The organism is Actinomadura verrucosospora, from assembly GCF_039540335.1.
GTDB classification, from domain to species: domain Bacteria; phylum Actinomycetota; class Actinomycetes; order Streptosporangiales; family Streptosporangiaceae; genus Spirillospora; species Spirillospora verrucosospora.
The window spans coordinates 1-25,253 of sequence record NZ_BAABEV010000003.1; the positions used below are offsets into that span (position 1 = coordinate 1).

The window sequence follows — 25,253 nt, forward strand, 5'->3', positions numbered from 1 at the left end:
GGGCCGCGGCCCGCCGGGCGGCCGTGGTCCGCGGCGCGCGGGCGGACGCCCGCGCGCCCCTCGACACCGACGTCCCGATCGCCGTCGCGGTCCCCGGCCGGCAAGGCGGGGTCCTGGTCTCCCGGGGCCTGCTGCGCGACCTGACGTCCGAGGAGCTCCACGTCGTCTTCCAGCACGAGACGTCCCATCTCAGGCACGGGCACCACCGCTACCTCGCCGCCGGCGCGCTCGCCTCGGCCGTCCTGCCGCCGCTGCGGTCCCTGGCCGACCGGCTGCGGCTGGCGACCGAGCGCTGGGCCGACGAGGACGCCGCGGAGGCGACCGGCGACCGCGCCGCCGTCGCCCGGACGATCGCCAAGGTCGCCCTCGCGCAGCCGCGGGACCCGGGGCCGGTGAGCGCGTTCGCCGAGTCCGAGGTCGTCGAGCGCGTCGAGGCGCTGCTGGGCACGCCCCCGGCGAAGAACGCGGTCACCGGCCCGCTGCTGTTCATGGGCAACGGCGTCGTCACCGGATCGCTGACCGCCGCGACCCTCCAGCTCGACCAGATCCTCGGGACGGTCCTCGGGCCGGTGCTGGCGTTCCGGTGACGCGACGCGCCGCCGGTCAGAGCTCGAACTCGGCGGGGTCGAGGCCGACGGCGTAGCACGCCTCGCGGACGACGGCCTTCTCGGCGTCGTCGAAGTGCCCGTCCGCGCCGCCGATCACGATGCCGATCTGGATGACGGCGCGCGCCTCGGCGGGCTTCTTCTTCGTCTTGCCGATGTCCTGCAGGACCGAGACCTTCCCGAAGTCGAAGTCGGCGGTCAGCTTGGACACGTAGTCGTTGAACCGCCGCTGCAGATCGTCGGCGGGGAAGTTCTGCAGCACCTCGTTGGAGGCGATCAGGGACGCGGTCCGCTGCCGTTCGGACGGGTCCACGCTCCCGTCGGCCGCCGCGACCAGTGCGCACATCGCCATGCTCGCGTCACGGAACGCTCCGCTCTTCAGTTCGTTCTTCTTACTGAGCAGCTGCGTCTGCATGCTCTGTGTGGAGTCGCGCAGCTTGTCCCAGAAAGGCATTGTCATCCTCCGCTCGTCGGCCGTCTCTCCCGACCCTAGCCGTCCTGCTACAAATGTAGTAGCAAGGCCGCCCTACGCGCTCGCCGCGGTCACCGCCGCGGTGGCGGCGGCGGTGACCGCGGACGTCCTGCTCGGCGGGCCCCTGCGGCACCTCGACGGCCGGGTGTTCGCCGACGGCCTGCCGGCGCGCAGCGGCGCCTGGCACCTGGGGTGGCGGACGGTCGTGAACGGCGGCCAGTACTGGCTCGTCGGCTCGTTCGCCGCGCTCGCGTCCCTCCTGGCCGCCCGGCGGCGGCGCAGCAAGGCGCTCCTGGTCAAGGCCGGGGTCTGGCTGGTGGCCAGCGAACTCCTGGTGCGCGGGTCGCAGATCGCTCTGGCCCGCACGCCGCCGCGGACCGGGCGAGACGCCCTGTTCGCCGACGGCTTCCTGTCCTACCCGTCGGGGCACGCCGCCAACGCGGCCGCGTGCCTGCTGTTCGCGGCGGCGGTGACCGGCGCCTCCCGCGCCTGGACGGCCGCCGCCCACACCGCGGCGGCGGCCGTCGCGGTCGCCGTCGTCGCGCTCGGCTACCACTGGCCGACGGACGCCGTCGCGGGCTGGGCGCTCGGCGCGTTCCTGGCCTGCCTCGGCCGGATCTGGCTGGCCGCCCCCTACCCTTCGTCCTCGAAGGTCTCCATGGCGTCGTCGTAGGCGTCCTCGTACGCCTGCTCGTAGGCCGCGGCCTGGTAGGCGTCCTGAACGGCCTGTCCGCTCACGTCGGAGAAGGCGTCGCCCACCGACGGCTCGTCCTCCTTCTCCTCGTCGTCGTCCAGCATCTCGCCGACGACGGCGCCCGCCACGAACCCGGCGGCCAGGCCCCCGGCCGCTCCGGCCGCGACCCCGCCCCAGCCCGGCCCGCCGCGGCCTCCGGAGTGGTGCCCGTGCGGTTCGTGGTGCCCGGCGACGGCCCGCAGCCAGCCCTCCACCTCGTGCTCCCACGCCATGTGGAGCGCCTGTTCGTGGGAGACGTGGAAGCGGCCGAAGACGTCGTCGCCCTCGGAGAAGACGTTCCCGCGGCGGTCGGCCTCCAGGACCACCACGAGCCCGTGCGGATCGGACACGAAGGTGAGCTCGACCTCGCTGATCCGGCCGTCGTACTGGGGCGGCGCGAAGAACTCGATCTCCTGGTAGAACGGCAGCTCCTGGTGGACGCCCGCGATGTACCCCTCTTCCACGTCGGCGCTCTTGAACATGAATCCCAACGTCCCGAAGGCGTCCAGAACGCGCTGCTGGGACGGCAGCGGGCTCACCGAGACCGGGTCGAGGTCGCCGGCGTCCACGGCGCCGGCGACTTCGAGTTCGGTGCGGACGCCCATGGCCATGCCGTGCAGGTGCTGCCCGTAGACCTCGGTCAGCGGCAGTTCCCAGGGAAGCGGCATCTGGAAGGGGATCGTGTGGAACTGCCCGGCGCCCAGAGAGAAGCCGCCCGTGATCGCTCCCCGGTAGAACTCCCTGCTCCCGGCCCCCTCGTGGTCGCCGTGCTCGTACTCGGCTCTGGTGACCAGGCTCAGCGCCACCTGGTGGACGTGCACGTCGCGGTCTCCGCCCCGCACCCGTACCTCGCCGGTCAGGTGGTCTCCCGGGCGGGCATGGGAGGCGGCGAGAACCGTCTCGACCGACGGTCCGCCCACACCGAAGGCGCCGAGCAGTTGCTTGAAGACCATGGGGCCCTCTCTCCTGTCGTCATCCAGGCGGCCGCACCGCCGGCCGCTTGCTACTACACTTGTAGCAGAAGACGGCGGGCCCCACCCGGCGTACCGCCCGACGCGGAAGCCGTCACCACCGCCGGTTCACGGCCGCCTTCCCGCCGGTCACCAGGGTCGCGGGCGGAATGTCGTCGGCCACGACCGCGCCGGCGGCGACCACGGAGTCGCGGCCGATGCTGACGCCCGGCAGGATCGTGGCGCCGGCGCCGATCCACACGTTCTCGGCCACGTCGATGGGCCCGCCGGTCAGCCACTCCCGCCGCTCCCCGGGGTCGACCGGGTGGCCGACGGTGATGAACGTGGCCTTCGGCCCGATCATCACGCGCTCGCCGAGCCGGATGCCGGCGTAGTCCAGGAACGTGCAGTTCTGGTTGATGAACACGCGCTCCGCGAGGTCCAGCCGGAGGCCGTGGTCGGTGTAGAAGGGCGGATAGATCGTCACCCTCGCCGGCAGCGGCCTGCCGAAGATCTGCTCGAACAGCTCGGCTTTGCCCGCCTCGTCCTCGAAGGGCAGGACGTTCAGGCGCGAGGTGAGCTTGGTGGTCCGCAGGACCCTCTCGGCCATGGACTGGAACTCGGCGCTGTGGATGCGCATGAGACGGTCGCCGGGCATGCCTCGATCCTTTCTGGTGGAACGGTGGACGGGTCGATCCGGTCGGGCGGCCTTCGTCAGGCGCGCGTCCGCGCCCAGGACGGGAGCCAGGCCGTCTCAGGAAGCCTCGGCAGGCTTGCGAGGTAAGCAGTGATCGCGCGGAGTCCCGGATGGGGACTGCTGCTCGGCAGCATCAGCGAGAGCGGGTACGCGAGGACCGGATCCACGATGGGGACGCGGCGCAGGTCGTGGGTCGCGGGCCAGACGTACCGGTCGCGTGCCCCGACGAGGGTGGCCACCTCCGCGGAGTCGGCGAGGACGTCGAGGAGCACGTCGTCTCCGAAATGCGGGCCCGCCGCGTCGATGCGCAGGTCGAACTCGGTGGCGAGCTGATCGTAGAACTCTCCCCACTCGCTCCGCGGCGTGATGCCCGGCACCCAGATCCGGTGCCCGCGCAACCGCGGCGGCGTCAGCTTCCGCGCGGAGGCGAGCGGATGCCTCGGGCCGACGAGGAGTTCCAGCGGGGAGTCGAACGCGCGGACCATCCGCACGCCGGAAGGCAGGACGGCCGGGTCGGTGACGGTACGGAACGAGGCGTCGACGTCGCCCGCCTCGACGGCGGCGACCGCCGCGCGCGGGTCGTCGACCCTGAGGGTCACCAGGTCGAGGTCGGTCCCGGGGCGTGACCGCCAGTACTCGTGGAGGACGACGGCCTGGGCGCTGCGGAAGCCGAGGACGTCGATCCGCAGGGCCCGGGAACCCGGCCTGACCGCGGCGACGGCGCGGTCGACGCCCGCGACGACGCTCCGCGCGTGGGGGAGGAACGCCTGGCCGTCGAGCGTCAGCTCGACTCCCCGGGCGGTCCGCGTGAACAGCCTGACCTCCAGCTCGCGCTCCAGGGCGGCGATCCGCTTGGAGACGGCCTGCTGCGTCACGCCCAGCTCGTCGGCCGCATGCCCCAGCTGCCCGAGCTCGGCCGCCCGGACGAACGATCGCAGCGCCTCGGTGTCCACGAGATCACCCTAGGGCCGCACAACCGACGGTTGTGGCGCGCCGCCGGCCGGTTGTCCGATCGCCCTCCGGCGGGCCGGAGGGCGGGTTCAGCTGTTCAGCACCTGGGCGCTGAGCTGCTTGAGGTGGGCGTCGGCCCAGCGCATCTGCCGGAGGGTGTCGGGGTGGCAGCGCCGGGCCAGCCGCAGGAGCGCGGTGTCGCGGCTGCCCCGGGCGGCCTGCGCGATCATCTCCCAGTCGAGGGAGACTCCGGCGGCCTGGACGTGGATGTGCCGCAGGTCGTGCAGGAGCAGCATGCCGGGCGGGCCGCGGTGCTTGACCAGTTCGCTTCCCTTCCCCCGGAATTTCGCGGCCAGCCCGGTCTCCAGGGCGTGCGCGGCCCCCAGGCGGGCGCCGTACCGGCCGCCGATCTCGGCGAGTTCGCGCAGGTGCCGCTGGGACCAGGCGGACAGGTCCCGGGCCACGTGGTGGATCTCGTGCTCGCCGGCGTGGCGTTCGGAGACGCGCAGCAGATCCTGGGCGAGACCGCGTTCGCCGTGGTGCAGCCCCCGCAGGGCGAGGCCGATCCCGTTCATCGCGTTTCCTCGTCGGTCATCGCGGTCCGGCTCCGGGCCGGTCCGGCCTCGGAGGCCCGATCGGCGGAGGCGGGTCCACCGCCGCGCTCCAGCAGCCGGAGGGTGGCCACGCCGGACTTGAACAGCGGCTGCTTGGAGGCGGGGTCCCAGTCGGTGATCGTCAGTTCGTTGGCCGCGCGCGTCCTGCCGGCGCCGTCCGGCAGGTCCCAGTAGCCGTAGTGGAACGGCAGGAACAGGACCCCGGAGCGTATCCCGGTGACGCGCACCTTGGCGTGCACGACGCCGCGCGGGCTGGAGATCTCGGCGAGGTCGCCCTCCCGCACGTCGTGGGCCTCGGCGTCGGCGGCGCTCATCTCCACCCACACGTCCGGGGCGGCGTCCCGCAACTGCGGTGCGCGGGCGGTCTTGGTCCGGGTGTGGAAGTGGTAGACGGTGCGGCCGTTGATCAGGTGGAAGGGGCGGAGCTCGTCCGGCGCCTCGTGCGGCGGCAGGTAGCCGGCCGACTTGATGAAGGCCTTGCCGGACGGGTCGAGGGACCGGTACTCCGCCTCCTCGACGGGGGTGCCGGTGACCAGGTCGTGGCCGAAGCTCTCGCAGTACTCGGGCGCGGACCAGAAACGGCCGTCGGAGTACAGGCGTTCGGTGCCGTCGGGATGCTCCCGGTCGCAGGGCCATTGGACGCCGCCCGCGGCGCGGAGCCTCTCGTAGCTGAGGCCGGTGTAGTCGCAGGGGCGTCCGCGGCTGCACTCCTGCCAGGCGCGGAACGCCGGCTCCGGGCCGGTCCATCCGACGAGGGGAGTGCCGTCCCTGCCGGTGAAGCCCATCCGTGCGGCGTAGTCCAGGAAGATCTCCAGGTCCGGGCGCGCCTCGCCGGGCGGCTCGACGGCCTTCTCCGAGAGGTGGACGGTCCGGTCGGCGTTGGTGAAGGTGCCGGTCTTCTCGCCCCAGGTCGCCGCCGGCAGGACCACGTCGGCCAGCTCGGTGGTCTCGGTCGGGAAGATGTCCTGCACCACCAGGAACAGCCGCTCCTGCGCCAGGATGGTCCGGATCCTCGCCAGGTCCGGCATCGACACGGCGGGGTTCGTCCCGCTGACCCACAGGAAGCGGATCGATCCCTGCTCGGCGAACCGGAAGATCTGCATGGCGTGGGTCGGGGGCGCGTAGTGCGGGATGCGCTCGGGCTCGACGTTCCAGATCCGGGCCAGGTCGGCGACGTGGTCGTCGTTGGCCCAGTTCCGGAAGCCCGGGAGGTCTCCGTCGGCGCCGCATTCGCGGGTGTTCTGGGCGGTGGGCTGCCCGTTCATCTGCAGGACCCCGCAGCCGGGGCGGCCGAGCATCCCCCGGATCAGGTGCAGGTTGTTGACCTGCACGGCGGCGGCGGTGGCCTGGTGCGACTGGTAGAACCCCTGCAGGACGGTCGACACCAGCCGTCCGGCGTCGCCGAGCAGCCCCGCGGCCCGGCGGATCCGCTCCTCGGGCACGTCGCAGACCTCCGCGACACGGGCGGGCGGATACTCCTTGACGCGCTGCTCCAGTTCCTCGTACCCGACCGTGTGGGCGTCGACGTAGTCGCGATCGACCTTGCCCGCCGCGATGATCTCGTGCAGCAGGCCGTTCATCAGCGCCACGTTCGTGCCCGGACGCGGCGCCAGGTGCACGGCCGCCGCGCGCGCCACCGGCGTCGTCCGGGGATCCACGCAGATCACCTGCGGCGGGTTCGGACCGGCCAGCCGGTCGAGCATCCGCATCCACAGCACGGTCTGCGTCTCGGCCACGTTGTGCCCGAACAGCGCGATGACGTCGGCGTGGTCGATGTCGGCGTACGTCCCGGGCTGCCCGTCGCACCCGAACGACTCCTTCAGGGCCGCGGCCGCCGTCGCGGTGCACAGGCGGGTGTTGCCGTCCAGGTGGTTGGTGCCGATCCCGGCGCGGGCGAGGGTCGCCAGTGTGTAGTACTCCTCCAGGAAGAGCTGCCCGCTGGTGTAGAAGCCGAACGCGCTGCCGCCCTGCTCGTCCAGCAGTTCCCGGCTCCGGCGGACGATCGCGTCCATCGCGGTGTCCCAGTCGGTCTCCACGAGCCCGCCGTCCCGGCGGACCAGCGGACGGGTCAACCGGTCCGGCGAGGAACCCGACTGCCAGCCGTACAGATCCTTGGGGTCGAGGCGCCCCCGGTTGATCCTGTCTCCGGCCGCGCCGCGGACACCGACCATCCGGCCGTCCCTGACCGCGATGTCCATCCCGTCGCCGTTGGAATGCAGGATCGACGCGGTCGGCACCCACCGGTCCACGTCCTGGGCCGAGACGCCCTCCTCCAGGAAGGAGTCCACCCTGACGGGCCAGTCCTCGCCGGGGCCGTAGGGCGTCCTCGTCCCCCATGGCTCGGCGATCCGATCGATCCGCGCCATCCAAGCCTCCCCACCTCTGGAGAAAGGACTCATCCCTCTGCCCGCCGACGCGAAACATCGGCCCCTGCCGGCCCAGGGCGCAGCGCCGGGTCAGGGCTCGCGGCGCCAGGAACCGCCCGTCGCGCGTTCGAACGCGGCGCGGGTGGGCGCGGTGTCGTAGAAGATGCGCAGCGCCGTGATCAGGCCGTCGCCGTCGAGCTCCAGCATGTCCACGCACTCGAAGCCGGCCTCGGCGCCCGAGGACAGCGTCCAGTCGAAGCGGAACCAGACGCCGACGAGACGCTCGCCCCGGGTGACGCCGCGGAGGCGGAGTTCGGAGCGGCCGGTGTCGGCCAGCAGCCTCGGGTAGAACTCCGCGGCGGGCAGCGGCCCGTACAGCGGGGAGTGGACGACCGCCTCGGGGTGGAAGAGCGCGAGGACGCCCTCCAGGTCGCCGCGCTCCAGGGCGGCGAGGTAGTCCGCGGCCAGCCTTTCCGCGGTCATGACCGCTCCTCGATGAGGGCGGCCAGCCCGTCGAGGAGGCGGGCCAGGCCGAAGGCGCGGGCGTTGTCGTCCAGGACCGGAGTGGGGCCGCTCAACGCCTTGCTGAGCTCGGGGAACAGGTCCGCCCGCCCGCGGATCAGCTCGGCCGTCTCGCTGCCGCCCGACCAGGCCTGGGTGCCGGCCGTGGCCATCGAGTGGGTGGTGCGGATGTGCCCGAAGAGCAGGAACGCGGCCGCCATGCGCTCGTCGCCGGTGAGGCCCGTTCCGGCCAGCGCGGCCATCGCGCTCTCGGTCCACCCGGCCTCGCGGGGGCCCATGACGCGGGTGCCCACGGTGACGGCGGGCAGCCAGGGGTGCCGCCGCCAGACCTCGGCGAGCCGCCGGACGAACTCCTCCAGCCTGGCCCGCCAGTCGCCGGGCACCCCGCTCAGGTCGGGCGGCTCTCCCGCCGCCGTCAGGCCCGACCATGACGAGCAACGTCACCACCAGCGGCCCCGGCACCGTCCCGGCCCCGGCGACCGCCGCCACGACCGCTCCCCGCGCCGTCCCGATGTGGCGCACCGCCCTGATCGCCTGCGTCGCCGCCGCCGCGGCCACCACCGCCGTCGCCGCCGTCGCCCGGAGCGCGGGAGTGTCCCTGGAGGTCGCCGGAGAGCCGATCCCGCTGCTCGGCTTCACCCAGCTCACGCTGCTGTTCAGTGCGATCGGCGTGCTGCTGGCCGTGGCGCTGCGCCGGTGGGCCGCCGCTCCCAGACGCGCGTTCCTCGCGACCACCGCCGTCCTCACCGCGCTGTCGGTCGTGCCCGACCTGCTCGTCTCGGCGACGGTCGCGACGAGGCTCACCCTGATCGCCGCGCACCTCGTGGCCGCGGCGATCGTCGTCCCGCTCGTCGCGGGCCGCCTGCCCGTCCGCACCCGGTAGCGCCGCGACCAGAACCGCGATGTCCGGGCAGTCCTCATCGGCGTGCACAAGGCGATCGGCCGAGTGCACGCCGATTGGGCGTTTTTGTCCGTATAGTCCTGGAACGGATTATGGTCGGACCGATTAATGGCTGTAGTTAACCCTTTTCCGGAAAGACCTTGACGGAAGGTGTGGTGCCTCCCATTCTGGAATGTTTCGCTCTCCGGACACCAGAAGGGAACCGCCATGCCCGACCCCCTCATGGCCCGGCCGTCCGCGCCCCCGCCCCGTCCCCTGCCCGTGCTCGTCCTCGCCGACGTCAGCGGGAGCATGGCGGAGGCGGGGAAGATCGACGTGCTCAACCGCAGCATCGCCACGATGATCAGGTCGTTCGCCGACGAGGACACCGTCCGCGGTGAGATCACGGTGGGCGTGGTGACCTTCGGAGGCGGGGGCGCGGCGCTGCACCAGCCCCCGGCCCCGGCCGCCGAGGTCGTCTGGGAGGACATGCTGCCCCGCGGGCGCACACCGCTGGGCGAGGCCCTCGACCTGGTGAACGGGCTCCTGGCGGACGAGAACGTCATCTCCCGGCGAGCCTTCACGCCGACCCTGGTCCTGGTGTCCGACGGACTGCCGAACGACGACTGGCGGGACGCGCTGGAGCGTCTGCTGGCCTCGCCGCGCGGGGGCAAGGCCGTGCGGCTGGCCGTCGGCGTCGGCCAGGACATGGACGAGGAGGCCTTCGACGTCCTGCGGGCCTTCATCGACGATCCCGTCATCCAGCCCGTCCGCGCCGACGAGGCGCACCTGCTGTCCCGGTACTTCTCCTGGGTGACCATGAGCGTCACCGCGAGAGCGCGCAGCGACCGTCCGAACGACACGTCGCATATGTCCTTCGACGAGCTTGAGGACCTGCTGGGTTGAGACGGACGGAGACGTCGGCGAAATGCGCGTGGTGAAGGACGAGCACGGACGTCCGCTCCAGCTGACCCGCCTGCTGGGAACCGGTGGGCAGGGCGAGGTCTGGGCGGCCGGCGACCGTGTCGCCGTCAAGGTGCTCCGCGTCCGGACGCGGCGGGCCGCGGAGCGGCTGCGGCAGCGGCTCCGGACCGTGAAACGGCTCGACCTCGACGGGCTCGCCATATCCCGTCCGCTGGCCATGCTCGCGGAGCCGGACGTGGGCTACACGATGGAACTGCTCGGCGACATGACCGCTCTGCGCGTCCTCGCCCATCCGCCGCCGCGCACGGACCTCGTGGACTGGTACGGGGAGACGGGCGGGCTGCGGCGCCGGCTCCGGCTGCTGGCGAGGGCCGCGGACGTCCTGGCGGCGCTGCACGCCCGGGGCATCGTCTACGGCGACCCCTCTCCCGGGAACATGATGGCCTCGGCGTCCGCCGAGCACTCCCAGGTCTGGCTGGTGGACGCCGACAACCTGGAGGTCGAGTCGGTCGTCCCCGACGAGTCGTTCACGACGCCCGGGTACGGCGCGCCCGAGGTGGTCGCGGGCCGCATGGGCATCTCCAGCCTCAGCGACGCCCACGCGTTCGCGGTCATCGCCTTCGAGCTGCTCGCGCTCGTGCACCCGTTCCTCGGCGACGACGTCCAGGACGGCGCGCCCGAGGACGAGGAGCGGGCGTTCGCGGGCGAGCTGCCCTGGATCGACGATCCGGGCGACGACCGCAACCGGTCGAGCTACGGGCTGCCGAGGCGGGCCGTCCTCACCCCCGGCCTCCTGGCGCTGGCGGAGCGGACCTTCGGCGCCGGGCGGTCGCGTCCGGCCGAGCGCGCGACGGTCGCCGAATGGCGCACGAAGCTCCAGACCGCCGCGGACCTCACGTTCACGTGCGCGCACTGCCCGCAGACGTTCATCGTCGGAGCCGCCGCCTGCCCGTGGTGCGGAGCCGGAACGCCCCGCCAGCTGATGGGCCTGATGCACCTCGCCGTCCCCGGAGAGGAGACGTACACCGCGCCCCGCGACGGCCTCGCGGTTCCGCCGCGCGAATGGCTGTGCGTGACCGCGCGCACCGCGCAGCTGGCGCCCGACGCCGACCAGGACCGTCCCGTCGCCTGGCTGTGGTGGGAGCCGGGCAGCAGGCTGGCCGTGCGGAACAGGGGCCGCGAACCGCTGTGGCTCAGCCGCCGCACCGGCGGTTCGCCGCGCGTCGTGGAGCCGGGCGGCGAGCTGACGGTTCCGGTGTACGAGGAGGTTCCCGAGTGGAGCGTCCACTTCGGGCACCGGTCGCAGCTCCACCGGGTGCTGCGGTTCCGCCTGCTCGGAACGGGCCGGGCATGAGCGCGCCGGGCCGCGGCGGCCGTGCGCCCGCGCCCAGGGGAGCGGCCGGCGCCGTCAACGACCCCCTGCCCGGACGTTCGGACTTCGTCTGGCTGCTCTGGGACGGAGCCCCCGACGCTCTCCGGAATCTCGGCGACGGCTGGCACGAGGTGACCCTGGCCAAGCTGCCGAGCGGCCAGGTGGTCGCCGGCGTCGACGGGACCGTCCGAGGCGGGGTCAGACCCGCGGGGGAGCAGGACCGCGAACGCCTGGCGCGGGCCATCTCGAACCGGGCCCGGATCGCGGTCCTGTCGACGCGCAAGGTGGAGGACGAGGGGCAGCGGCGCCGCCTCCGGATCGGCCTGGACCTCTACACCTACGAGCAGGCGGATCCGCTGGAACCGCAGTCCGTCGGTGTGGGCGACCGCGTCATGGACACGGTCGGCAAGTGGGACAGGAAGCTCAGGGACAGGCCGGACGAGATCATCCGGTGGCTCGCCGAGCGCCTGCTGATCCCCCCGAGGGCGGGCGCGGGGCCGGAGGCGCCCCATCGCCTGGTCGTGTCCATCGGCCTGAGCGACCCGAGCGCGCCGGCCGGCTACCGGATCCACGGGCGGGGCGTGACCGGGGACGTCCGGACGGAGGGCGACCGGCTGGTGCTGCATCGCCTGCGGCGCACCGGCGGCGAGGACGGGCAGGGGCGGTTGCGGCTGACCGAGTGCCGCCTGGCGTTCACCGACGTCTCGCGGGCGAGCGAGCTGCGCGCCGAGATGAAGCACCAGCTCAACCGGCTGGCCACCGGTCAGGGCTTCCTCGCCATGTGGCACGAGTACAACCGGCTCGAAACCCGCTTCGTCCGCCGGCAGGTGCGCGACATCGGGTTCGGGCGCTACACCGGGCGCGAACCGCTCGGCGACGGCGTGTACCGGTTCCGGCTCGACGGGTCGTCCCACGTCGACGACCAGGAGCTGACGCTGGCGGAACGCGCCCGGCGCGCCCTCGACGCGCGCGAGACCCTGGAGCTGGAGGCCGCGCAGACCCTCCCCGCCGCCCTGGCGGCGGCGGACGAGGAGGACGACTCGGCATGGGCGCTGATCGGCGACCGGCTCGGCAGGGACGTGGTCAGCGGAACCGTCGTCGCGGCCGACGTCGCGGCGGGCACGATCGACCTGAGGCTCGTGGACCTCGGACGGCGGCGCGTCTCCGGAGTGGGACGGGACCGGACGGTCGCCCCTCCGCTCCAGGGGTTCCTCTACCGCTCGTTCCGCGGCGACCGGCGCCAGATGCAGAGGCGCAAGGACGCCTTCGACCGGATCCTCGCGGACGGGACGAGGATCCCGAACCTGCTGGCGCTGTTCGAGGGCAAGACGGTCAGCGCGGATCCCCCCGGGAGGAGGACCAGGCCGATCTCCGACGCGGTCCGCGACTGCTTCCGGGGCGGCGAGCCGACCCCGATGCAGGAGCGGGCGCTGGAGGTGGCGCTGAACACGCCCGACATCGCGGTGATCCAGGGCCCGCCGGGCACGGGCAAGACCCAGGTGATCACCGCCCTGCAGACGCGCCTCGCCGAGGAGGGGCGCGGCTACGCGCGGCTGCGCGGCAGCATCCTGCTCACCAGCTTCCAGCACGCCGCGGTGGACGAACTGGTGGAGCGCTCGCGGGTGTTCGGCCTCCCGGCCAACAAGGTGGACCGCGCCGGCCGCGGCACGACCGTCCAGACGGACCGGTGGCTCCAGGAGACGGTCGACTGGCTCACCGAGGAGATCAACGCCGACTCCTTCGGGCGGGCGCTCGGCCTGCTGCGGACGGTGACCGCCCGCGCGGCCGCCTACCTGCTCACGCCGACCCCGCCGGAGGAGACCGCGCGCCTGCTCGAAGAGATCGAGGAGCTCGCGGGCGACCTCCTCCCGGCCGACCTCGCCGACCGGTTGCACCGAACGCGGCTGCGGGCGCGGACCGCGTCCCGGCCCGTCCCGTTCGACCTCGACGACGACCGCGAGCTGACGATCCGGGCGCTGCGCGGCGTGCGGACGCTCGCCGAGTCGTTCGCCGACGACGGACCCGCGGCGGCGGCGAAGGCGCTGCGCCGGGTCCGCGCGCTGGACGGGCGGGACGCCGAGCGCGCGGCCGACCTGGACCTGCTGGCCAGGGCGGCCTCCTGGGACGTCGACGAGCCCGTCCCGTTCCTGGCCGAGCTCGCGGAGGCGCGGGACCGGCTGCTGGAGGCGCTCCGGCCGGCGAGCGGGCCCCTGGCCCCCGCCGCCGCCGACCCCGAGGTGGAGAACCTGCTCGCCGAGATCGCCGAAGACCTCGAAGAGCGGGTGCGCGACTCCGGCGAGAGCGGTCCCCAGCTCGCCATGCTGGACTATCTCGAAGGGCTGCGGGGCGACCCGGCCGCCGTCGAGTGGACGCTGCGCGCCTACACCGCCTCCTACGCGGCCACCTGCCAGCAGGCCGCGTCCCCGACGGTCGCGGGGGCCAAGCAGGAGGCGCGGATCGAGGACGTCGTCTTCGACACCGTGATCATCGACGAGGCGGCCCGCGCCAACCCGCTCGACCTCATGATCCCGCTGATCCACGCGGGGCGGCGCATCGTCCTCGTCGGCGACCACAACCAGCTCCCGCACATGCTGGAGCCGGAGGTCGAGCGGCAGGTGGAGCGGCTCGACGCGGGCGCGCGGGGAAGGCTGCGCGAGAGCCTGTTCCAGCGCCTGTTCGAGAACCTGGGGGCTCCCGGCGCCCCGGTGGACCGGGTCGTCACCCTCAACGCCCAGTTCCGGATGCACCGGACGCTCGGGGAGTTCGTCAGCCGCTGCTTCTACGGCGGCATCCTCGAATCTCCGCGTCCGGACGCGGAGTTCGCGCATGCCCTGCCCGGCTACGAGGGCGTGCACGCGGCGTGGATCGACGTCCCGAACTCCCGGGGCGCCGAATCCGGCAAGCGCAGCAAGCGGCGGCGGGCGGAGGCGCGCGCCGTCGCCGACCAGCTGGAGAGGCTGCTGCCCGCGGCCCCGGACCTCACCTTCGGCGTCATCTCGTTCTACTCCGACCAGGTGGACGAGATCTGGCGGGAGCTGGCGGCGCGCGAGCTCGCCCGCCGCACCGACCAGGGCTACGAGCCGGCCAAGGGCCTCCAGTACGACGCGGGCGGCCGCCGCCTGGACCGCCTGCACGTCGGGAGCGTCGACGCCTTCCAGGGCAAGGAGTTCGATGTGGTGTTCCTGTCCACGACGAGGTCGTCGCCTCCGGCCGACCCGCCGGACGCGGGCACGGCCGCCCACGACCGCTGGGTGCGGCGCCGCTACGGCCACCTCACCCTGCGCAACCGGCTGTGCGTGGCCATGAGCCGGCAGAAGCGCCTGCTCGTGACCGTGGGCGACTCGGCGATGTTCGAAGGGGCCGCGGCTCCCGCGCAGGTGGAGCCGCTGACCGAGTTCCTCCGGCTGTGCCGGTCGGGAGGTGGCCATGGCGCCGTCCTTTCCCCGTAGCGCGAGGATCGTCCAGCTGTGCCCGGCGCCGCCGAGGCGCGACGAGCGGATCTGCGTCGCCTTCCCGGCGTGGGCGCACCGCGTGACCGCCCCGATCCTGCCCCGCAGGGGGCTCGACCTGTTCGAACGCGTCGTGCTGGGGCTCTGCCACGCCGGCGTCCGCGAACCCGACCTGATCGCCGCCCGGATCAACCTGCATGTGCGGCTGTGCGCGCACATCATCGACCAGGCCGTCCGCCAGGGGCTGCTCGACCGGCAGGGGGAGCTGACCGAGGAGGGGAGGCGGGCGCTCCGCACGGGCAGCGTCGCCGAGGAGACGTCCTGGTCGGTGCGCTACGTCTTCCAGTCGCCCGAGGCCGGCGGGGACCTGTGGCCCCGCACCGCCGAGCGGCTCGTCGACGCGCACGTCACCTGGCGGGCGCCGGGCAGGGCCGGGCTCCAGCTCGGCACCACGGGACACCCGGACCCGATCGAGGCCGCGATCGTCGACGTCGCCGACGCGGCGCCGGGGGCCGACGTCCCCGGCCGGCCCGGCCCCGAACAGGTCGTCGAGGTCGCCCGGCTGGACCGGGACGCGCGGGAGGCCCAGCGGGTGCGCGAGTTCGAACGCGTCCAGGGCCTGGCGCCCGCGGCGCAGCCGGGCGCCCGCCCGGGGCCGGACGAGGACCGGCCCCCGGACCTGAGCCGGATCGCCTTCATCGACGCCCCCGAGCCCGTCCTGGTCGCCGGCTTCGCCGTGGTCGGCGGAGGCGGGGAGCTGGTCGCGCATGACCCCTTCGGCGTCGGGACCAGCGCCATGTTCGGCGAACTGCTGGAGCGGCGCCTGCATGACGGCGGCGCGCTCGCGGAGCGGATCCGCGGCGTGGCCCGGAGCAGGGCGGAGAACGCCGAGCGCACCTACCGCCGGGCGGAGGCGACCGCGCGCGCCCACGTCGAATCCGTGCTCGTCGCCGAGTTCGGCGCGGACGTCCGCGGCGACGAGGACGCGCTGGACCTGATGACCGACGTGGACCTCGCCGTCATGCTGGGCGACCAGGCCGGAGCGCTGGAGCGCGTCGTGCACGCGACGCACCGCCTGTACGAGGAACTCTTCCGCCGCCTGGCGCGCGGCTATCCCGTGCCGGCCGGCTCCGTCCGGGCCGTCTCGTCGACCCAGGCGCTCAGACGGGCCGCCGTGGAGGAGGCCGCACACGGCGTCGGGTTCCAGGCCGTTCCCCAGCTCTTCGTCCAGGATCTCTGCAAGGCCGCCAGGGACGTGGAGGCCGGCAAGAACGTGACCTTGAAGGAGGTCGGCGCCCTGGCCCTCGTGGCGGCGCACAGGAACGCCGAGCATCCCCTGCACCGGCTGGCGGCGCGGCGCCCCGACCTGCTCAGCGCCCTCGCCGCGCTCGGCGCCATGCGCAACCGCGTCTCGCACGGAGGACGCGACCCCTCCGCCGTGCAGGACGCGAAGTGGTGCCGCGAACTCGCCGCCCTCGCCGTCCCAGAACTCATCGCCCTGCAGTAACGACGCATCCGTTCCGCCCCCAGGAAGGACGAGTAGTCCACGATGGCCAAGAAGCGCCCCGCCCAGGCGCGTCGGCAGACGCCCCAGCGCCGGACCAGGCCCTCCGCCGCCGCCAGGCCGGTGAACCAGAAGGCGATCGAGGAGGAGGTCGAAGCGCGCCGCACCGAAGCGGTGGCCGCCGCCGGAGGTGAGGAGTCCCTGCCCGCGCCCGCCGAACCTCCGGCCGGCGGGGTGGACGACAAGGCCGTCGCCGCCCGATGGCAGGAAGCGGCCGAGGCCGTGGCCCTGTTCACGCAGGCCGCCGAGCGCGTGACCGAAACGCGGCAGGCCCTTGATCGCCAGACCGAGGAGGTGGCCGAGCGGCTCGCGGCCCTCGACGAGGATGCCCGGGATCTGAAGGCGCGACGTGACCTCGTCCAGAAACGGAGCGGCGAACTCGACGAGCGGGAGGAACGGCTGATCGACGAGGAGCGGAAGCTCGTCGCCGCCCGGGAACGCGCGAAGGAGACCGCGCTCGCCGAAGCCAGGAAGGCGCTGGAGGGCACCCGGCGGGAGGTCGAGGCCCGGCAGCGGGAGCTGGCGGAGGAACACGCCCGCACCCGGGCCGCGCTCGGCGCCGAACTGGAGGCGCAACGCCGGGAACTGGCCGAGCGGACGGAGAGGCTCACCGAGGAACGGGCGCGCCTCCGGGCGTTCGAGGTCGAGCTCAACGCCCGCGACGAGGACCTGACCGATGCGCGTGCGCTGCTGAGCGAACGCGTGGAGCACGCCGTCGCCGCGGCCGTGGAACGGGCCGAGCTGCGCTCCAGGGAACTGGAGCAGCGCTGCAGGGCGCTCCAGGACCACGCCGCCGACATGGAGAAGGAGCGCGACGAGCGGAACCGCGTCGACCGGGCCTTCGGCCACCGGTCGCCCGACGAGGTGCTGAAGGAGCTTCAGGAGCTACGCGCCCAGAACGCCGAGCTCCGCCTCCAGCGCCAGGTGCCCGAGGACGTGATGGAACGGCTCGCCAGGCTCCAGGAGGCCGAGCGCGGCTGGCGCGAGGAGCGCGCGGTCCTCATCGCCGACAACGAGCGGTTGCAGCGGCAGCTCACCGGCCATCAGATCACCGCTCTGGAACTCGAACGGCTCAAGGTCACCAAGGAGGCCATGGAGGCGTCGGTCGACGCCTACCGCGTCCGCGTCCAGGAACTGCACCAGGACATCCAGAGCCTGACGGCCCGGAAGGAGGGCGAGTCGCCCTTCCCCGAATGCCACGCGATGGACACGCGGTACAACGAGAAGCGCGACGACCTTCTGGGCCGCGTCCCGCCCTTGGACAACTTCGTCTACTGGCTCCGGAACTTCGTCGCCCAGCAATACCGCATGTTCTACGCCGAGGAGGACCTGGTCCTCTTCCTCGGCGGGCTGGCCGCGTCGCGGCTGCACCTCCTCCAGGGGATCAGCGGCATCGGCAAGACGCAGCTTCCGATCGTCTTCGCCAAGGCCCTCCAGGCGGAGACCGCCCTCGTCCCTGTGAGCGCCGACTGGCGAACCCCGCAGGATCTCGTCGGGTACTTCAACGCCTTCGAGCGCAGGTTCTACGAGTCGCCCTTCACCCAGGCGCTCTACCAGGCAGGGAGCCCCGCGCACGCGGACCGTCCGTTCTTCGTCGTGCTGGACGAGATGAACCTGTCGCACCCGGAGCAGTACTTCAGCGAGGTCCTGTACCAGATCGGGCAGACGAGGAAGCCGAACGGCACCCCGCCCAGCCTGGAGCTGATGACGACCGAGGTCCGGCCGGCCCCCCGCGGGCTGGTGGACGGCCGCAAGCTCGTCATCCCGCCGAACGTGTGGTTCGTCGGCACGGCCAACCACGACGAGACGACGGTGGCCTTCGCCGACAAGACCTACGACCGGTCGCACGTGCTGGAACTGCCCGCCCGTCCCCGGACGTTCGAGCCCGAGCCGGTCCCGCCGCTGCCGGCTCCGCTGGCGCTCGGCGCGCTCGAAGCGGCCTTCGAGCGCGCCCGCCGGACGCATGCCGAGGCCGCGCGGAGCGTGTCCGCCTTCCTGGACGGTGAGCTGCGGGACCGCCTCTTCCGCGACTTCCGGATCGCGTCGGGGTCCCGTACCGCGAAGTACCTGGAGGCCTTCGTCCCGGTCGTGTGCGCGGCGGGCGGCAGCCAGGGGCTGGCGGCCGACCACGCCTTCGCGACCCGCGTCCTCCGCAAGCTCCGCGGCCGGTTCGAGATCCCGTTCGATCTGATCCAGGCGCTCCGCGACGACCTGACCGGGCTCTGGAAGCCGTTCGGCACCGTGCCGTCCAGGTCGCTCGAACGGCTCGACGAGGAGATCCACCTGCGGAGAGGCGTCTGACATGCCGGCGCGGATCTGGGACCGGCTGCTGGGACGCGAGGTGGAGCGGCCGCCCGGCGGGCGCATGCCCCTCGGCAGGCTGTTCTTCGCGCCCGGCGACCGCCCCCTCTTCCTGAACGCGACGGCGGTGCGCCCGGGCCGGTACCTCGCCGCGAGCGGGACGTGGACGCTGTGGGACGAGACGCGGCGCCACCGCGACGAGGGCGACTTCGGGCACCACGCCATGCCCGACGACATCACGACGTACATCGTCACGGCCGTCGGCAGGAGGCTCGACTCGCTGGTCGCGCGGGACGTCACCGCTGAGGGCTGGCTGTCGGAGACTCCGCTGATGGGCGGGGCCGACATGGACGAGCGGCTGCGGCCCCGCGAGATCGACGAGGTGATCGAGCGCTGCCTCCCGCACCTGCGCGCGGCGTGCCACCTGCCCGTGGCCAGGCTGCGGGCGGTGAACCGGCTGGTCCCGGCCTCGCGGGCACGGCGCGTCACTCCCGCCGCCATCACCCGGCTCACCGCTCGCAGCGAGGACTGGGCGGCGCTGCGTCCCGACGGCATCCGCCCGGCGCGCCTCCTCGACCCCGCGCGCGAGACCGATCTGGACTTCTACGAGAACCGGGTGCTCGCCAGGCTCGTCGACCATCTCTGGGACCACGTGCAGGGACGGCTGGTCGAGGTCGAACAGATCGAGGCCATGCTCGACGACGTGAGCACCTACGCGGAGGACGCGAGCGGCCGCCCGTGGCGGGTGAGCCAGTACATGTTCCTCCTCATCGAGGGGCTCGTCGAGAGCAGCACCCGGCGCACCAGGGCCAGACGGCTGCGTGAGGACCTGGAGAGGCTGCGCAACGCACTGGTCGAACTCCGCGGGCCGACGATCCTGCCGGGGGTCCACCGTCACACCGATGTCGGCACCGTCCTGCGCAGCACCAACGTCTTCACGAACGACGACAGGTACAGGCGGGCCGCGGAACTCTGGCGGGCGTGGGTCGCCGAGAGGAGCGGGAACGGGGCGTCCGGGCCGTCCAACGACCGGATCCAGGAGTGGTGCGAGTCGTTCACCCTGTACACCGGCCTGCTCCTCATGCATGCGCTGGCGCAGTTGGACCTGGTTCCCGAAGGCCCGTTCAAGCCCGGCGGAGAAGTCCGATGCGTCGCCGAGCACCGGGAGGCCGTCGGCCTTCGCTGGGAGCGGACGGGAACCTTCGTGCTGCACTGCGGAGGGGAGGCCGTCCTGCGCGTGGTTCCGGTGGCGCACGCCCTCGTCGCCGCGGAGCAGCCGGGCCGGACGGCCGAGGAGATCGACGCGCTCGCCGCCGCGGCCGCGACCGACCCGCGCACGCTGGTCGTCTACCCGGGGCAGCGCGAGAAGCGGGAGAAGCTGCCCCTCCGCATCCGGCTCAGGACGTTCCAGGGCTGCGAGGCGCCCGCTCCCTCCGGCGGCGGCCGGGCGCCGGCGCTCCTCCCGGTGTCGCCGTTGGAGATCGACAGCGTGACCCGGCTGGCCCGCAGCCTGCGCTGGGCCCTCGCCCAGCACCTGTTCGAGAGGTACCCGGCCCGCATCGACTGCCCGAGCCGCGACGCGAACGCCGTCGCGGACGGGGCGGACTGGATCGCCGCCGCCGCGAACGGCCTCACCATCGTGAGACCGCCCGCCCCCCACGAACTCGCCGCGGTGCTCCGCCGGATCGGGACGCTCGCTCACCGCACCGCCCAGTTCATGCAACGCGGTGACAACGCCGAGCAGGTCGACCGGCTGCGGGACGAGGTGAGGGCCGCCGCGGAGAGCCTGGCGGAACTCGTCCGGTGCCCCCTGTGCCGGAACGCCTCAAGCGACCCCGCGCGAACCTTCCAGGCGCGGGACGGGTCCACGTTCCGCAGCACGTGCGACGTCTGTAAGGCGACCTGGGAACTGAGGCGGTGCGGTTCGTGCGATCGCCGCTACCCCGTCCTGAACGGCAACGGCCGGGCCGAGGGGACGACCGCCGAAACCGACGGCGACGCCATGGACCACAGATTCGGCAGTGAGGCCCTCAGCGCCCAATGCTGGGTCAGGACCACGGTGGCCTACTGCCCGCACTGCGGCGAATGCGGCGAGGCGAGAACTCCCAGGAACCTCCGATGCGAGCGCTGCGCCGGTGACGGTCGGTAAATGCGGGGTCATTCCGGGCCGCCCCGCCGGATGCCCCGGACGAGTCGGGGAACGATGGGAGAGAGCGCGTTTCCGGGGAGGGACTGTGGCTGCCCAGGAGGACGCAGAGGAATATGAGCTGGTCGTCGAGGCGGCGGGAAGGCTCTTCGTGCAGCTCGGATACGACGGGACCTCGCTGCAGATGATCGGCGAGGTCGCCGGGATGAGCGCGCAGAGGGTCAGCCGCCTGGCGCAGGACAAGCGGCATGTCTACCTGGAGGTGATGACCCGGTACGCCAACGCCGAGGCCGCGCACATGAGGGGCGTGATGGCGCGCGTCCCGCCTGACATATCGGGTCTGGTGGCGCTGGTCGACAGTTACCTCGACTACTCGGTGGCCCATCCGCAGCTGCGGGCCCTGTGGGTGCACCGCTGGCTCAACGACGCGGCCGACGTGCAGGACGTCGAGCAGCTGTACCGGCCGTTGCTCGCCGCCGTGGTCGAGATGTTCCGGGGCGCGGTCCGCGCCGACTACGACCTCGAACTCGGCCTCTGGAACATCATCTGGATCGTCAACGGGTTCGTCCACGTGGGCGTCGTCGACGAGGAGGGGATCCGCCGCTTCGCGGATCACCCCCCCACCCTCCGCCGCTTCCGCGCGTACATGCACGACATGCTGGAGCGCAGCGCCCTCTGAGCGCCGGACCCGTCGCCGTCGATCCTCGCCCCTCACCCGGTCAGGGCATCACGGTGTCGAGGGGCGGCCCTCGCCGTGGGCCCGCCACCACTCGGCCGCCGCGTCCACGGCCAGGCCGGTGGTCCAGAGGTCGGCCGGGTCGTCGGGCAGCAGGCGCTCCCGCACCGCGTCCCGCATGGGGAAGGGAAGCGTGGCGCCGGTCATGGGAATGTCGTCGTCCAGGACGTCCGCCGGGAACCTGCAGACCGCGACGGCGTCCGCCAGGCCGAAGCCCGCGCGTTCCGCCAGAGCGCGGACGGTGGCGGTGGCGTCGATCGGCGCGGGGCCGCGGTCGTCCAGCGACCGCAGGAGCCGGACGACGCGGTCGGCACCGCCCCAGCAGGGGACGGGGGGCCGGGCCGCCTGCCAGCCGGGCGGGCCGGCCGGGTCGAACGTCCCGCCGGGCGCGTACTCCACGGCCGTCGCGATCCGGTCGCTTCGCCGGTAACTCAAGATCAGCATGGCGCCGTGCGGGGTGCGCCAGAGCTCCCCGGGCGCCTCCTTCTCCAGCTGCCTGTCGACCATCTGGCGTTCGGCGTTGGACTGCCCCTCGCCACCCGCCGGAGTGAGGCGAAGTATGCGGCAGGCTCCCGTCCCGTCGCCGATCGGAGCGTTGGCCCAGAGGCGCAGGACGTCGAGGACGCCTTCGCGGTGCGGGTCGGGCGTCCACGGCAGGACGGCCGGGAGCGCGAAACCCGCCAGGGTGTCGAGGTCGGCGCCCACGTGACCGCCGGGCGGCAGGCCGACCGTGCGGACGCGGTAGGGCCTGCCGGCCGCGGGTTCGCCGGTCGCCGCCGACTCCAGCGCGCGGGCCAGGACCCGCTGGCGCACGAGCCACCGCGTCTGCGCCGTTGTGCGCCGGAACGGGAGATCGGCGGCCGGTGAGACCAGCGCGGGCAGTGCCGGCGGCTGGGGACGGCCGGTCCGGTCGCGCAACTCGATGCCCAGGAGGAGGCACTCGACGGCCGCCCGGGTCGCTTCGAGGACGCCGTCGCGCAGCTCCGGCGCGGTCACCTCGGGCAGCACGGCCCGCAGCGCGTCGGCGGCCGCGCTCGGTCCGGTCAGCGCCGCCTCCAGCAGCCGCGCCGCGCCTTCGCGGTCGAGACGCCGCAGCGCCGCCGACCCGTCCGGGTCCGCCGGGTCCCGCCGCGGCCACCAGCCGGGCGGCGGAACGAGCCCGCCCTTCGTGCTCATGACGGGCGAGAAGGGCAGCCGCGCCGTCCGGGTCCCGTCGGGGGCGGTGACCGTGATCGCACCCCGGCTCAGCCGGACCTCGCTCGGCCCGGCGGCGCCGGGGAACGTCACCTCGGAGGTCCCCGGCGCCTGAGGCCGGGCGGTGGCGGTGTCGGGGTCCAGGGTCAGCGCGACGCTCTCGCCCGTCTGCCTTTCGACCCGGAACGTCTGCCAGACGCCGTCCTTGACGCGTGACAGGAGGCCGGTCTTGCCGTCGTACCAGGGCAGCAGCCCGTCGGGCAGTTGGGAGAGCCTCAGCGTCAGGTCGGCGTCGCCGGTGACGTACGCGTAGGCGTTCCAGGACCGTTCCGTGATGGTGAGGTAGCCGAGGTGCTGAAGGATCGTCCGGCCGGATTTCGGAGACTTGTGCGGCCTTCCCGTGCTCGGCACGGCCAGCTCGGCGGGAATGCCACCGCGCAGGGCCGCCAGGAGGGCGTCCACGGGGTCGGCGGGGTCGATCCCCTCGGCGAGGCCCGGCTCCAGGTCGAGGTAGCGGCCGCTGCCGGTCAGCCGGACCAGGCGGTGCAGGGCGGTGTGCAGGAAGGGAAGGTCCGGGCGGGCCGCGTCGGCCTTCCAGCCGTCGACGGCGTCGCGCAGCGCCTCCCGGGTCTCCGGCAGCTCCCAGAGCGCCCTGACGGTGGCCGGGTAGTCGACGTTGCCGTAGTACCCCATGTCGCGGACGAACGCGTCCAGCAGGCTTGCGAAACGCTCGCGTCCTTCTGGCCCGGACGCCGCGTCCGCGGCGTGCGCCGCGGGGTCGAAGTTCGGGCCCCACCAGCGGGGCGAGTCGGTGCCCATCTCCGTCTGGGGAATGATGTGCCGGTGGTCGGGAGGCGGAAGCGCCGGGTCCGTCTCCTCGCCGAACGCCACCTCGGCCTCCGGGAACAGCCGGTCCCCGGCCTGGTCGGCGAGCCTCAGCAGCACGGCGGCCGCGCAGCCGCGCCCCTCGCCGGCGAACCAGTGCGCCGACAGATGCGCCCCCGCCCCGCTCTCGGCCAGGCACTCCAGCCACATCTGCCGGATCTCCTCGGCGACCCCCTCGCCGCTCTCCTCCTCGTGGTGGGCGAGGTCGGGTTCGGCGGCGATCAGCCGCTCCATGAGGGAGACGTCGCGTGCGGCCACCGCGGCGAGCGGCTCACGGGCGGCCGCCCAGACCTGGTGGGACGCGACGGGCATGAGCCCGGCGAGCAGCAGCCGCTCGGCCAGGAACTCCTCCTCGTCCCGCTTCTTGATCTTCGCGCCGCGGGCCAGCGCCCGCAGGTCGGGGAAGATCCGGGCGTACGGGATGACCCCGGCGTCGAACCCCGCGCAGACCAGCTCCCGGAAGCGGGCGTGCGCCTCCTCCCCCGGCAGCTCCGCGGCGAGCGTCTTGGCGTAGTCGCGCATCGCGGCCGGCCCGACGCCGCCCGTCGGCACCAGTTCGAGGAAGACGGCGTGGACCCGGTCGAGGTCGAGCAGCGCGGGATGGTCCTTCTCGACCTTGCGCGCCTGGCCGAACGCCCAGAACGCGAGCTCGTCCTCTCCCGCCCGCACCAGCTCCCGGCAGGCGTCCTCGAAGAACGGTGCCAGCTCGGCGGCGGGGAGCGGGTCCGCGGCCTTGGCCAGCATCTTCTTGGCGCCCTTGGGCCCGGCGGCGGCGAGGTCCGCCGGCGCCGGCAACTGCGGAAACCGAGTCATCTCGTCCCTTCGTCCCTGATCTCCTGAACGCCCACGAACCCTGCGACGATCCGACCGCCTGATCGGTTCCGCGACGCGGGACCCTGCCGCACAGTGTGCGCCGTGAATCGGCACACGCTCTGCGGAGGACCCGCACGGCGACCCGCCCCGGCCGGGGCGGGCTCGGCTCAGTGGACGCGAAGGAGGACGCTCCAGGTGTCGGGCCCGATGACCCCGTCGCTCTCGACCTTCGCCCACTTCTGGACGGCGCGGACGGCCCTGTCCATGGTGGCGTCGAAGTCGCGGTCCATGCGGGTCCCGACCTCGGGATGGCTGCGGGCGAGAAGCAGGCCGCGCGCGGTCTGCACCGCCTCGTTCGAGCCCTTCGCGCCTTTGGAGATCGTGGGCAGGTCCTTCACGGCGTCCTCCATCCAGCCGCTTCCGTAAGCGGGCCGTCCATAGCCGGCGATGACGCCGGCCGCGCGGACGCGGCGCCTCACCGCGTCGCCGGTGTTGGCTTCGATCGTCTGGAGCCGCCCGCCCCCGAGGACCTTCTCCACGACGCCGACATGGTCGACCGCGCCGCCGCGGTTGCTCCCGCCCCAGTCGAAGAAGACGATGTCGCCGGGCCTGGCCCGGTCGACCGCGGAGGCGGTGCCGGCGCGCCAGCGACCGGCCTTCTTGAAGTCGTCGACGTGCCACACGGTGTAGGCGCGGTCTCCGCCCGGGAGCACCGCCGAGGCGTTGCCGGAGTGCCGGGCCCAGTAGGTGACGGCCATGTCGCACCAGGACGCGCGCAGGTACTCCTTCCCGTTCCGGGCCGCGTACTCCCGCGTGATGGGGTTCGGGCGCCCCGACATCCCCAGCGACCTGCGCGCCGCCGCGATGATCTTCGCGGCGCTCATCGGCCCTCCTCGCCGTCGTCGTCCCGCCCGCGGAAGATCCCGTCGGCGTCGGGCTCGCCGTACAGCGCACGCAGGACCTGGACCTCGTCGGTCTCGGTCGCCCTGTGCACTGCGGGGTTCACATCCACCTCGTCCATGCGGTCGGCTTCAGCCATCGGTCTCCTTCGTCCGTCGGGCTGTTTCCTTCGTCGGGGG

Annotated in this window: 21 protein-coding genes; 10 read left to right on the top strand and 11 right to left on the bottom strand. The window is 73.3% G+C overall.

The window, feature by feature from the left end; all coding sequences use genetic code 11:
- Positions 1-587: M56 family metallopeptidase (locus ABD944_RS04085; protein WP_345172519.1), on the top strand; the 587-nt coding region annotated here is incomplete at its 5' end.
- 16 nt (positions 588-603) lie between these two features.
- On the opposite strand, the gene ABD944_RS04090 is transcribed toward ABD944_RS04085, so the two are convergent.
- Complete coding sequence (locus tag ABD944_RS04090; protein WP_425550300.1) at positions 604-1,065, bottom strand: tellurite resistance TerB family protein; 462 nt, start codon at positions 1,063-1,065, stop codon at positions 604-606.
- A gap of 106 nt (positions 1,066-1,171) precedes the next feature.
- Between ABD944_RS04090 and ABD944_RS04095 the strand changes: the two genes are divergently transcribed.
- Positions 1,172-1,750 carry a phosphatase PAP2 family protein gene (locus ABD944_RS04095; protein WP_345172521.1) on the top strand — a complete coding sequence of 193 codons (579 nt, stop codon included), beginning with the start codon at positions 1,172-1,174 and terminating at the stop codon, positions 1,748-1,750.
- Here ABD944_RS04095 and ABD944_RS04100 read toward each other — a convergent pair.
- The 7 genes from ABD944_RS04100 to ABD944_RS04130 all read right to left on the bottom strand — a co-directional run bounded on the left by ABD944_RS04100 (position 1,711) and on the right by ABD944_RS04130 (position 8,293).
- On the bottom strand, positions 1,711-2,763 hold the full coding sequence (locus ABD944_RS04100; protein ID WP_345172523.1) for a sporulation protein: 1,053 nt from the start codon (positions 2,761-2,763) through the stop codon (positions 1,711-1,713). The two genes, ABD944_RS04095 and ABD944_RS04100, sit on opposite strands and share 40 nt — an antisense overlap.
- A 112-nt stretch (positions 2,764-2,875) precedes the next feature.
- A complete protein-coding gene (locus ABD944_RS04105; protein WP_345172526.1) occupies positions 2,876-3,418 on the bottom strand; it encodes a DapH/DapD/GlmU-related protein in 543 nt (180 codons plus the stop codon).
- A gap of 56 nt (positions 3,419-3,474) precedes the next feature.
- Positions 3,475-4,410 carry a LysR family transcriptional regulator gene (locus ABD944_RS04110; RefSeq protein WP_345172528.1) on the bottom strand — a complete coding sequence of 312 codons (936 nt, stop codon included), beginning with the start codon at positions 4,408-4,410 and terminating at the stop codon, positions 3,475-3,477.
- Positions 4,411-4,497: 87 nt separating this feature from the next.
- Positions 4,498-4,983 (bottom strand): hypothetical protein, encoded by a 486-nt coding sequence (locus ABD944_RS04115; RefSeq protein ID WP_345172530.1) that lies wholly within the window; start codon positions 4,981-4,983, stop codon positions 4,498-4,500.
- Positions 4,980-7,388, bottom strand: a complete 2,409-nt coding sequence (locus tag ABD944_RS04120; protein ID WP_345172532.1) for a molybdopterin oxidoreductase family protein — start codon at positions 7,386-7,388, stop codon at positions 4,980-4,982. The genes ABD944_RS04115 and ABD944_RS04120 overlap by 4 nt, the downstream gene beginning before the upstream one ends.
- A 90-nt stretch (positions 7,389-7,478) precedes the next feature.
- Positions 7,479-7,871: a nuclear transport factor 2 family protein gene (locus tag ABD944_RS04125; RefSeq protein WP_345172534.1), complete on the bottom strand. Its 393-nt coding sequence runs from the start codon at positions 7,869-7,871 to the stop codon at positions 7,479-7,481.
- Positions 7,868-8,293 (bottom strand): TetR/AcrR family transcriptional regulator C-terminal domain-containing protein, encoded by a 426-nt coding sequence (locus ABD944_RS04130; protein ID WP_345172536.1) that lies wholly within the window; start codon positions 8,291-8,293, stop codon positions 7,868-7,870. Before ABD944_RS04130 ends, ABD944_RS04125 begins: the two co-directional genes overlap by 4 nt.
- 44 nt (positions 8,294-8,337) lie before the next feature.
- On the opposite strand from ABD944_RS04130, the gene ABD944_RS04135 reads away from it, so the two are divergent.
- The 8 genes from ABD944_RS04135 to ABD944_RS04170 all read left to right on the top strand — a co-directional run bounded on the left by ABD944_RS04135 (position 8,338) and on the right by ABD944_RS04170 (position 21,225).
- On the top strand, positions 8,338-8,793 hold the full coding sequence (locus tag ABD944_RS04135; protein WP_345172538.1) for a DUF6069 family protein: 456 nt from the start codon (positions 8,338-8,340) through the stop codon (positions 8,791-8,793).
- Positions 8,794-9,018: 225 nt separating this feature from the next.
- Positions 9,019-9,696, top strand: a complete 678-nt coding sequence (locus ABD944_RS04140; protein ID WP_345172540.1) for a vWA domain-containing protein — start codon at positions 9,019-9,021, stop codon at positions 9,694-9,696.
- Positions 9,697-9,718: 22 nt separating this feature from the next.
- Positions 9,719-11,068, top strand: coding sequence for a protein kinase domain-containing protein (locus ABD944_RS04145; protein ID WP_345172542.1), 1,350 nt, complete (start codon positions 9,719-9,721; stop codon positions 11,066-11,068).
- Complete coding sequence (locus tag ABD944_RS04150) at positions 11,065-14,535, top strand: DEAD/DEAH box helicase (RefSeq protein ID WP_345172544.1); 3,471 nt, start codon at positions 11,065-11,067, stop codon at positions 14,533-14,535. Before ABD944_RS04145 ends, ABD944_RS04150 begins: the two co-directional genes overlap by 4 nt.
- Positions 14,513-16,042 (top strand): hypothetical protein, encoded by a 1,530-nt coding sequence (locus ABD944_RS04155; RefSeq protein ID WP_345172546.1) that lies wholly within the window; start codon positions 14,513-14,515, stop codon positions 16,040-16,042. The genes ABD944_RS04150 and ABD944_RS04155 overlap by 23 nt, the downstream gene beginning before the upstream one ends.
- 42 nt (positions 16,043-16,084) lie before the next feature.
- Positions 16,085-18,400, top strand: coding sequence for an AAA family ATPase (locus ABD944_RS04160; RefSeq protein WP_345172548.1), 2,316 nt, complete (start codon positions 16,085-16,087; stop codon positions 18,398-18,400).
- A 1-nt stretch (position 18,401) separates the two neighbouring features.
- The gene (locus ABD944_RS04165) at positions 18,402-20,549 is read left to right on the top strand and encodes a hypothetical protein (RefSeq protein ID WP_345172550.1); all 2,148 of its coding nucleotides are present in this window, start codon (positions 18,402-18,404) and stop codon (positions 20,547-20,549) included.
- Positions 20,550-20,634: 85 nt separating this feature from the next.
- Positions 20,635-21,225 (top strand): TetR/AcrR family transcriptional regulator, encoded by a 591-nt coding sequence (locus ABD944_RS04170; protein ID WP_345172552.1) that lies wholly within the window; start codon positions 20,635-20,637, stop codon positions 21,223-21,225.
- Positions 21,226-21,273: 48 nt separating this feature from the next.
- Here the strand turns inward: ABD944_RS04170 and ABD944_RS04175 are convergent, their stop codons facing one another.
- From ABD944_RS04175 to ABD944_RS04185, 3 genes are all read right to left on the bottom strand, one after another.
- Positions 21,274-24,174 carry a hypothetical protein gene (locus ABD944_RS04175; protein ID WP_345172554.1) on the bottom strand — a complete coding sequence of 967 codons (2,901 nt, stop codon included), beginning with the start codon at positions 24,172-24,174 and terminating at the stop codon, positions 21,274-21,276.
- Between the two features lie 167 nt (positions 24,175-24,341).
- Positions 24,342-25,058, bottom strand: a complete 717-nt coding sequence (locus ABD944_RS04180; protein WP_345172556.1) for a CHAP domain-containing protein — start codon at positions 25,056-25,058, stop codon at positions 24,342-24,344.
- Positions 25,055-25,213 (bottom strand): hypothetical protein, encoded by a 159-nt coding sequence (locus tag ABD944_RS04185; protein ID WP_345172557.1) that lies wholly within the window; start codon positions 25,211-25,213, stop codon positions 25,055-25,057. Before ABD944_RS04185 ends, ABD944_RS04180 begins: the two co-directional genes overlap by 4 nt.
- Positions 25,214-25,253 lie beyond the last annotated feature (40 nt).

Bases quoted from the DNA above. Each gene is read 5' to 3' on its own strand.
- ABD944_RS04090 (WP_425550300.1), bottom strand. From the start codon at position 1,065: ATGACAATGCCTTTCTGGGACAAGCTGCGCGACTCCACACAGAGCATG.
- ABD944_RS04100 (WP_345172523.1), bottom strand. From the start codon at position 2,763: ATGGTCTTCAAGCAACTGCTCGGCGCCTTCGGTGTGGGCGGACCGTCG.
- ABD944_RS04105 (WP_345172526.1), bottom strand. From the start codon at position 3,418: ATGCCCGGCGACCGTCTCATGCGCATCCACAGCGCCGAGTTCCAGTCC.
- ABD944_RS04115 (WP_345172530.1), bottom strand. From the start codon at position 4,983: ATGAACGGGATCGGCCTCGCCCTGCGGGGGCTGCACCACGGCGAACGC.
- ABD944_RS04120 (WP_345172532.1), bottom strand. From the start codon at position 7,388: ATGGCGCGGATCGATCGGATCGCCGAGCCATGGGGGACGAGGACGCCC.
- ABD944_RS04125 (WP_345172534.1), bottom strand. From the start codon at position 7,871: ATGACCGCGGAAAGGCTGGCCGCGGACTACCTCGCCGCCCTGGAGCGC.
- ABD944_RS04135 (WP_345172538.1), top strand. From the start codon at position 8,338: ATGACGAGCAACGTCACCACCAGCGGCCCCGGCACCGTCCCGGCCCCG.
- ABD944_RS04140 (WP_345172540.1), top strand. From the start codon at position 9,019: ATGCCCGACCCCCTCATGGCCCGGCCGTCCGCGCCCCCGCCCCGTCCC.
- ABD944_RS04145 (WP_345172542.1), top strand. From the start codon at position 9,719: ATGCGCGTGGTGAAGGACGAGCACGGACGTCCGCTCCAGCTGACCCGC.
- ABD944_RS04150 (WP_345172544.1), top strand. From the start codon at position 11,065: ATGAGCGCGCCGGGCCGCGGCGGCCGTGCGCCCGCGCCCAGGGGAGCG.
- ABD944_RS04155 (WP_345172546.1), top strand. From the start codon at position 14,513: ATGGCGCCGTCCTTTCCCCGTAGCGCGAGGATCGTCCAGCTGTGCCCG.
- ABD944_RS04160 (WP_345172548.1), top strand. From the start codon at position 16,085: ATGGCCAAGAAGCGCCCCGCCCAGGCGCGTCGGCAGACGCCCCAGCGC.
- ABD944_RS04165 (WP_345172550.1), top strand. From the start codon at position 18,402: ATGCCGGCGCGGATCTGGGACCGGCTGCTGGGACGCGAGGTGGAGCGG.
- ABD944_RS04175 (WP_345172554.1), bottom strand. From the start codon at position 24,174: ATGACTCGGTTTCCGCAGTTGCCGGCGCCGGCGGACCTCGCCGCCGCC.
- ABD944_RS04180 (WP_345172556.1), bottom strand. From the start codon at position 25,058: ATGAGCGCCGCGAAGATCATCGCGGCGGCGCGCAGGTCGCTGGGGATG.
- ABD944_RS04185 (WP_345172557.1), bottom strand. From the start codon at position 25,213: ATGGCTGAAGCCGACCGCATGGACGAGGTGGATGTGAACCCCGCAGTG.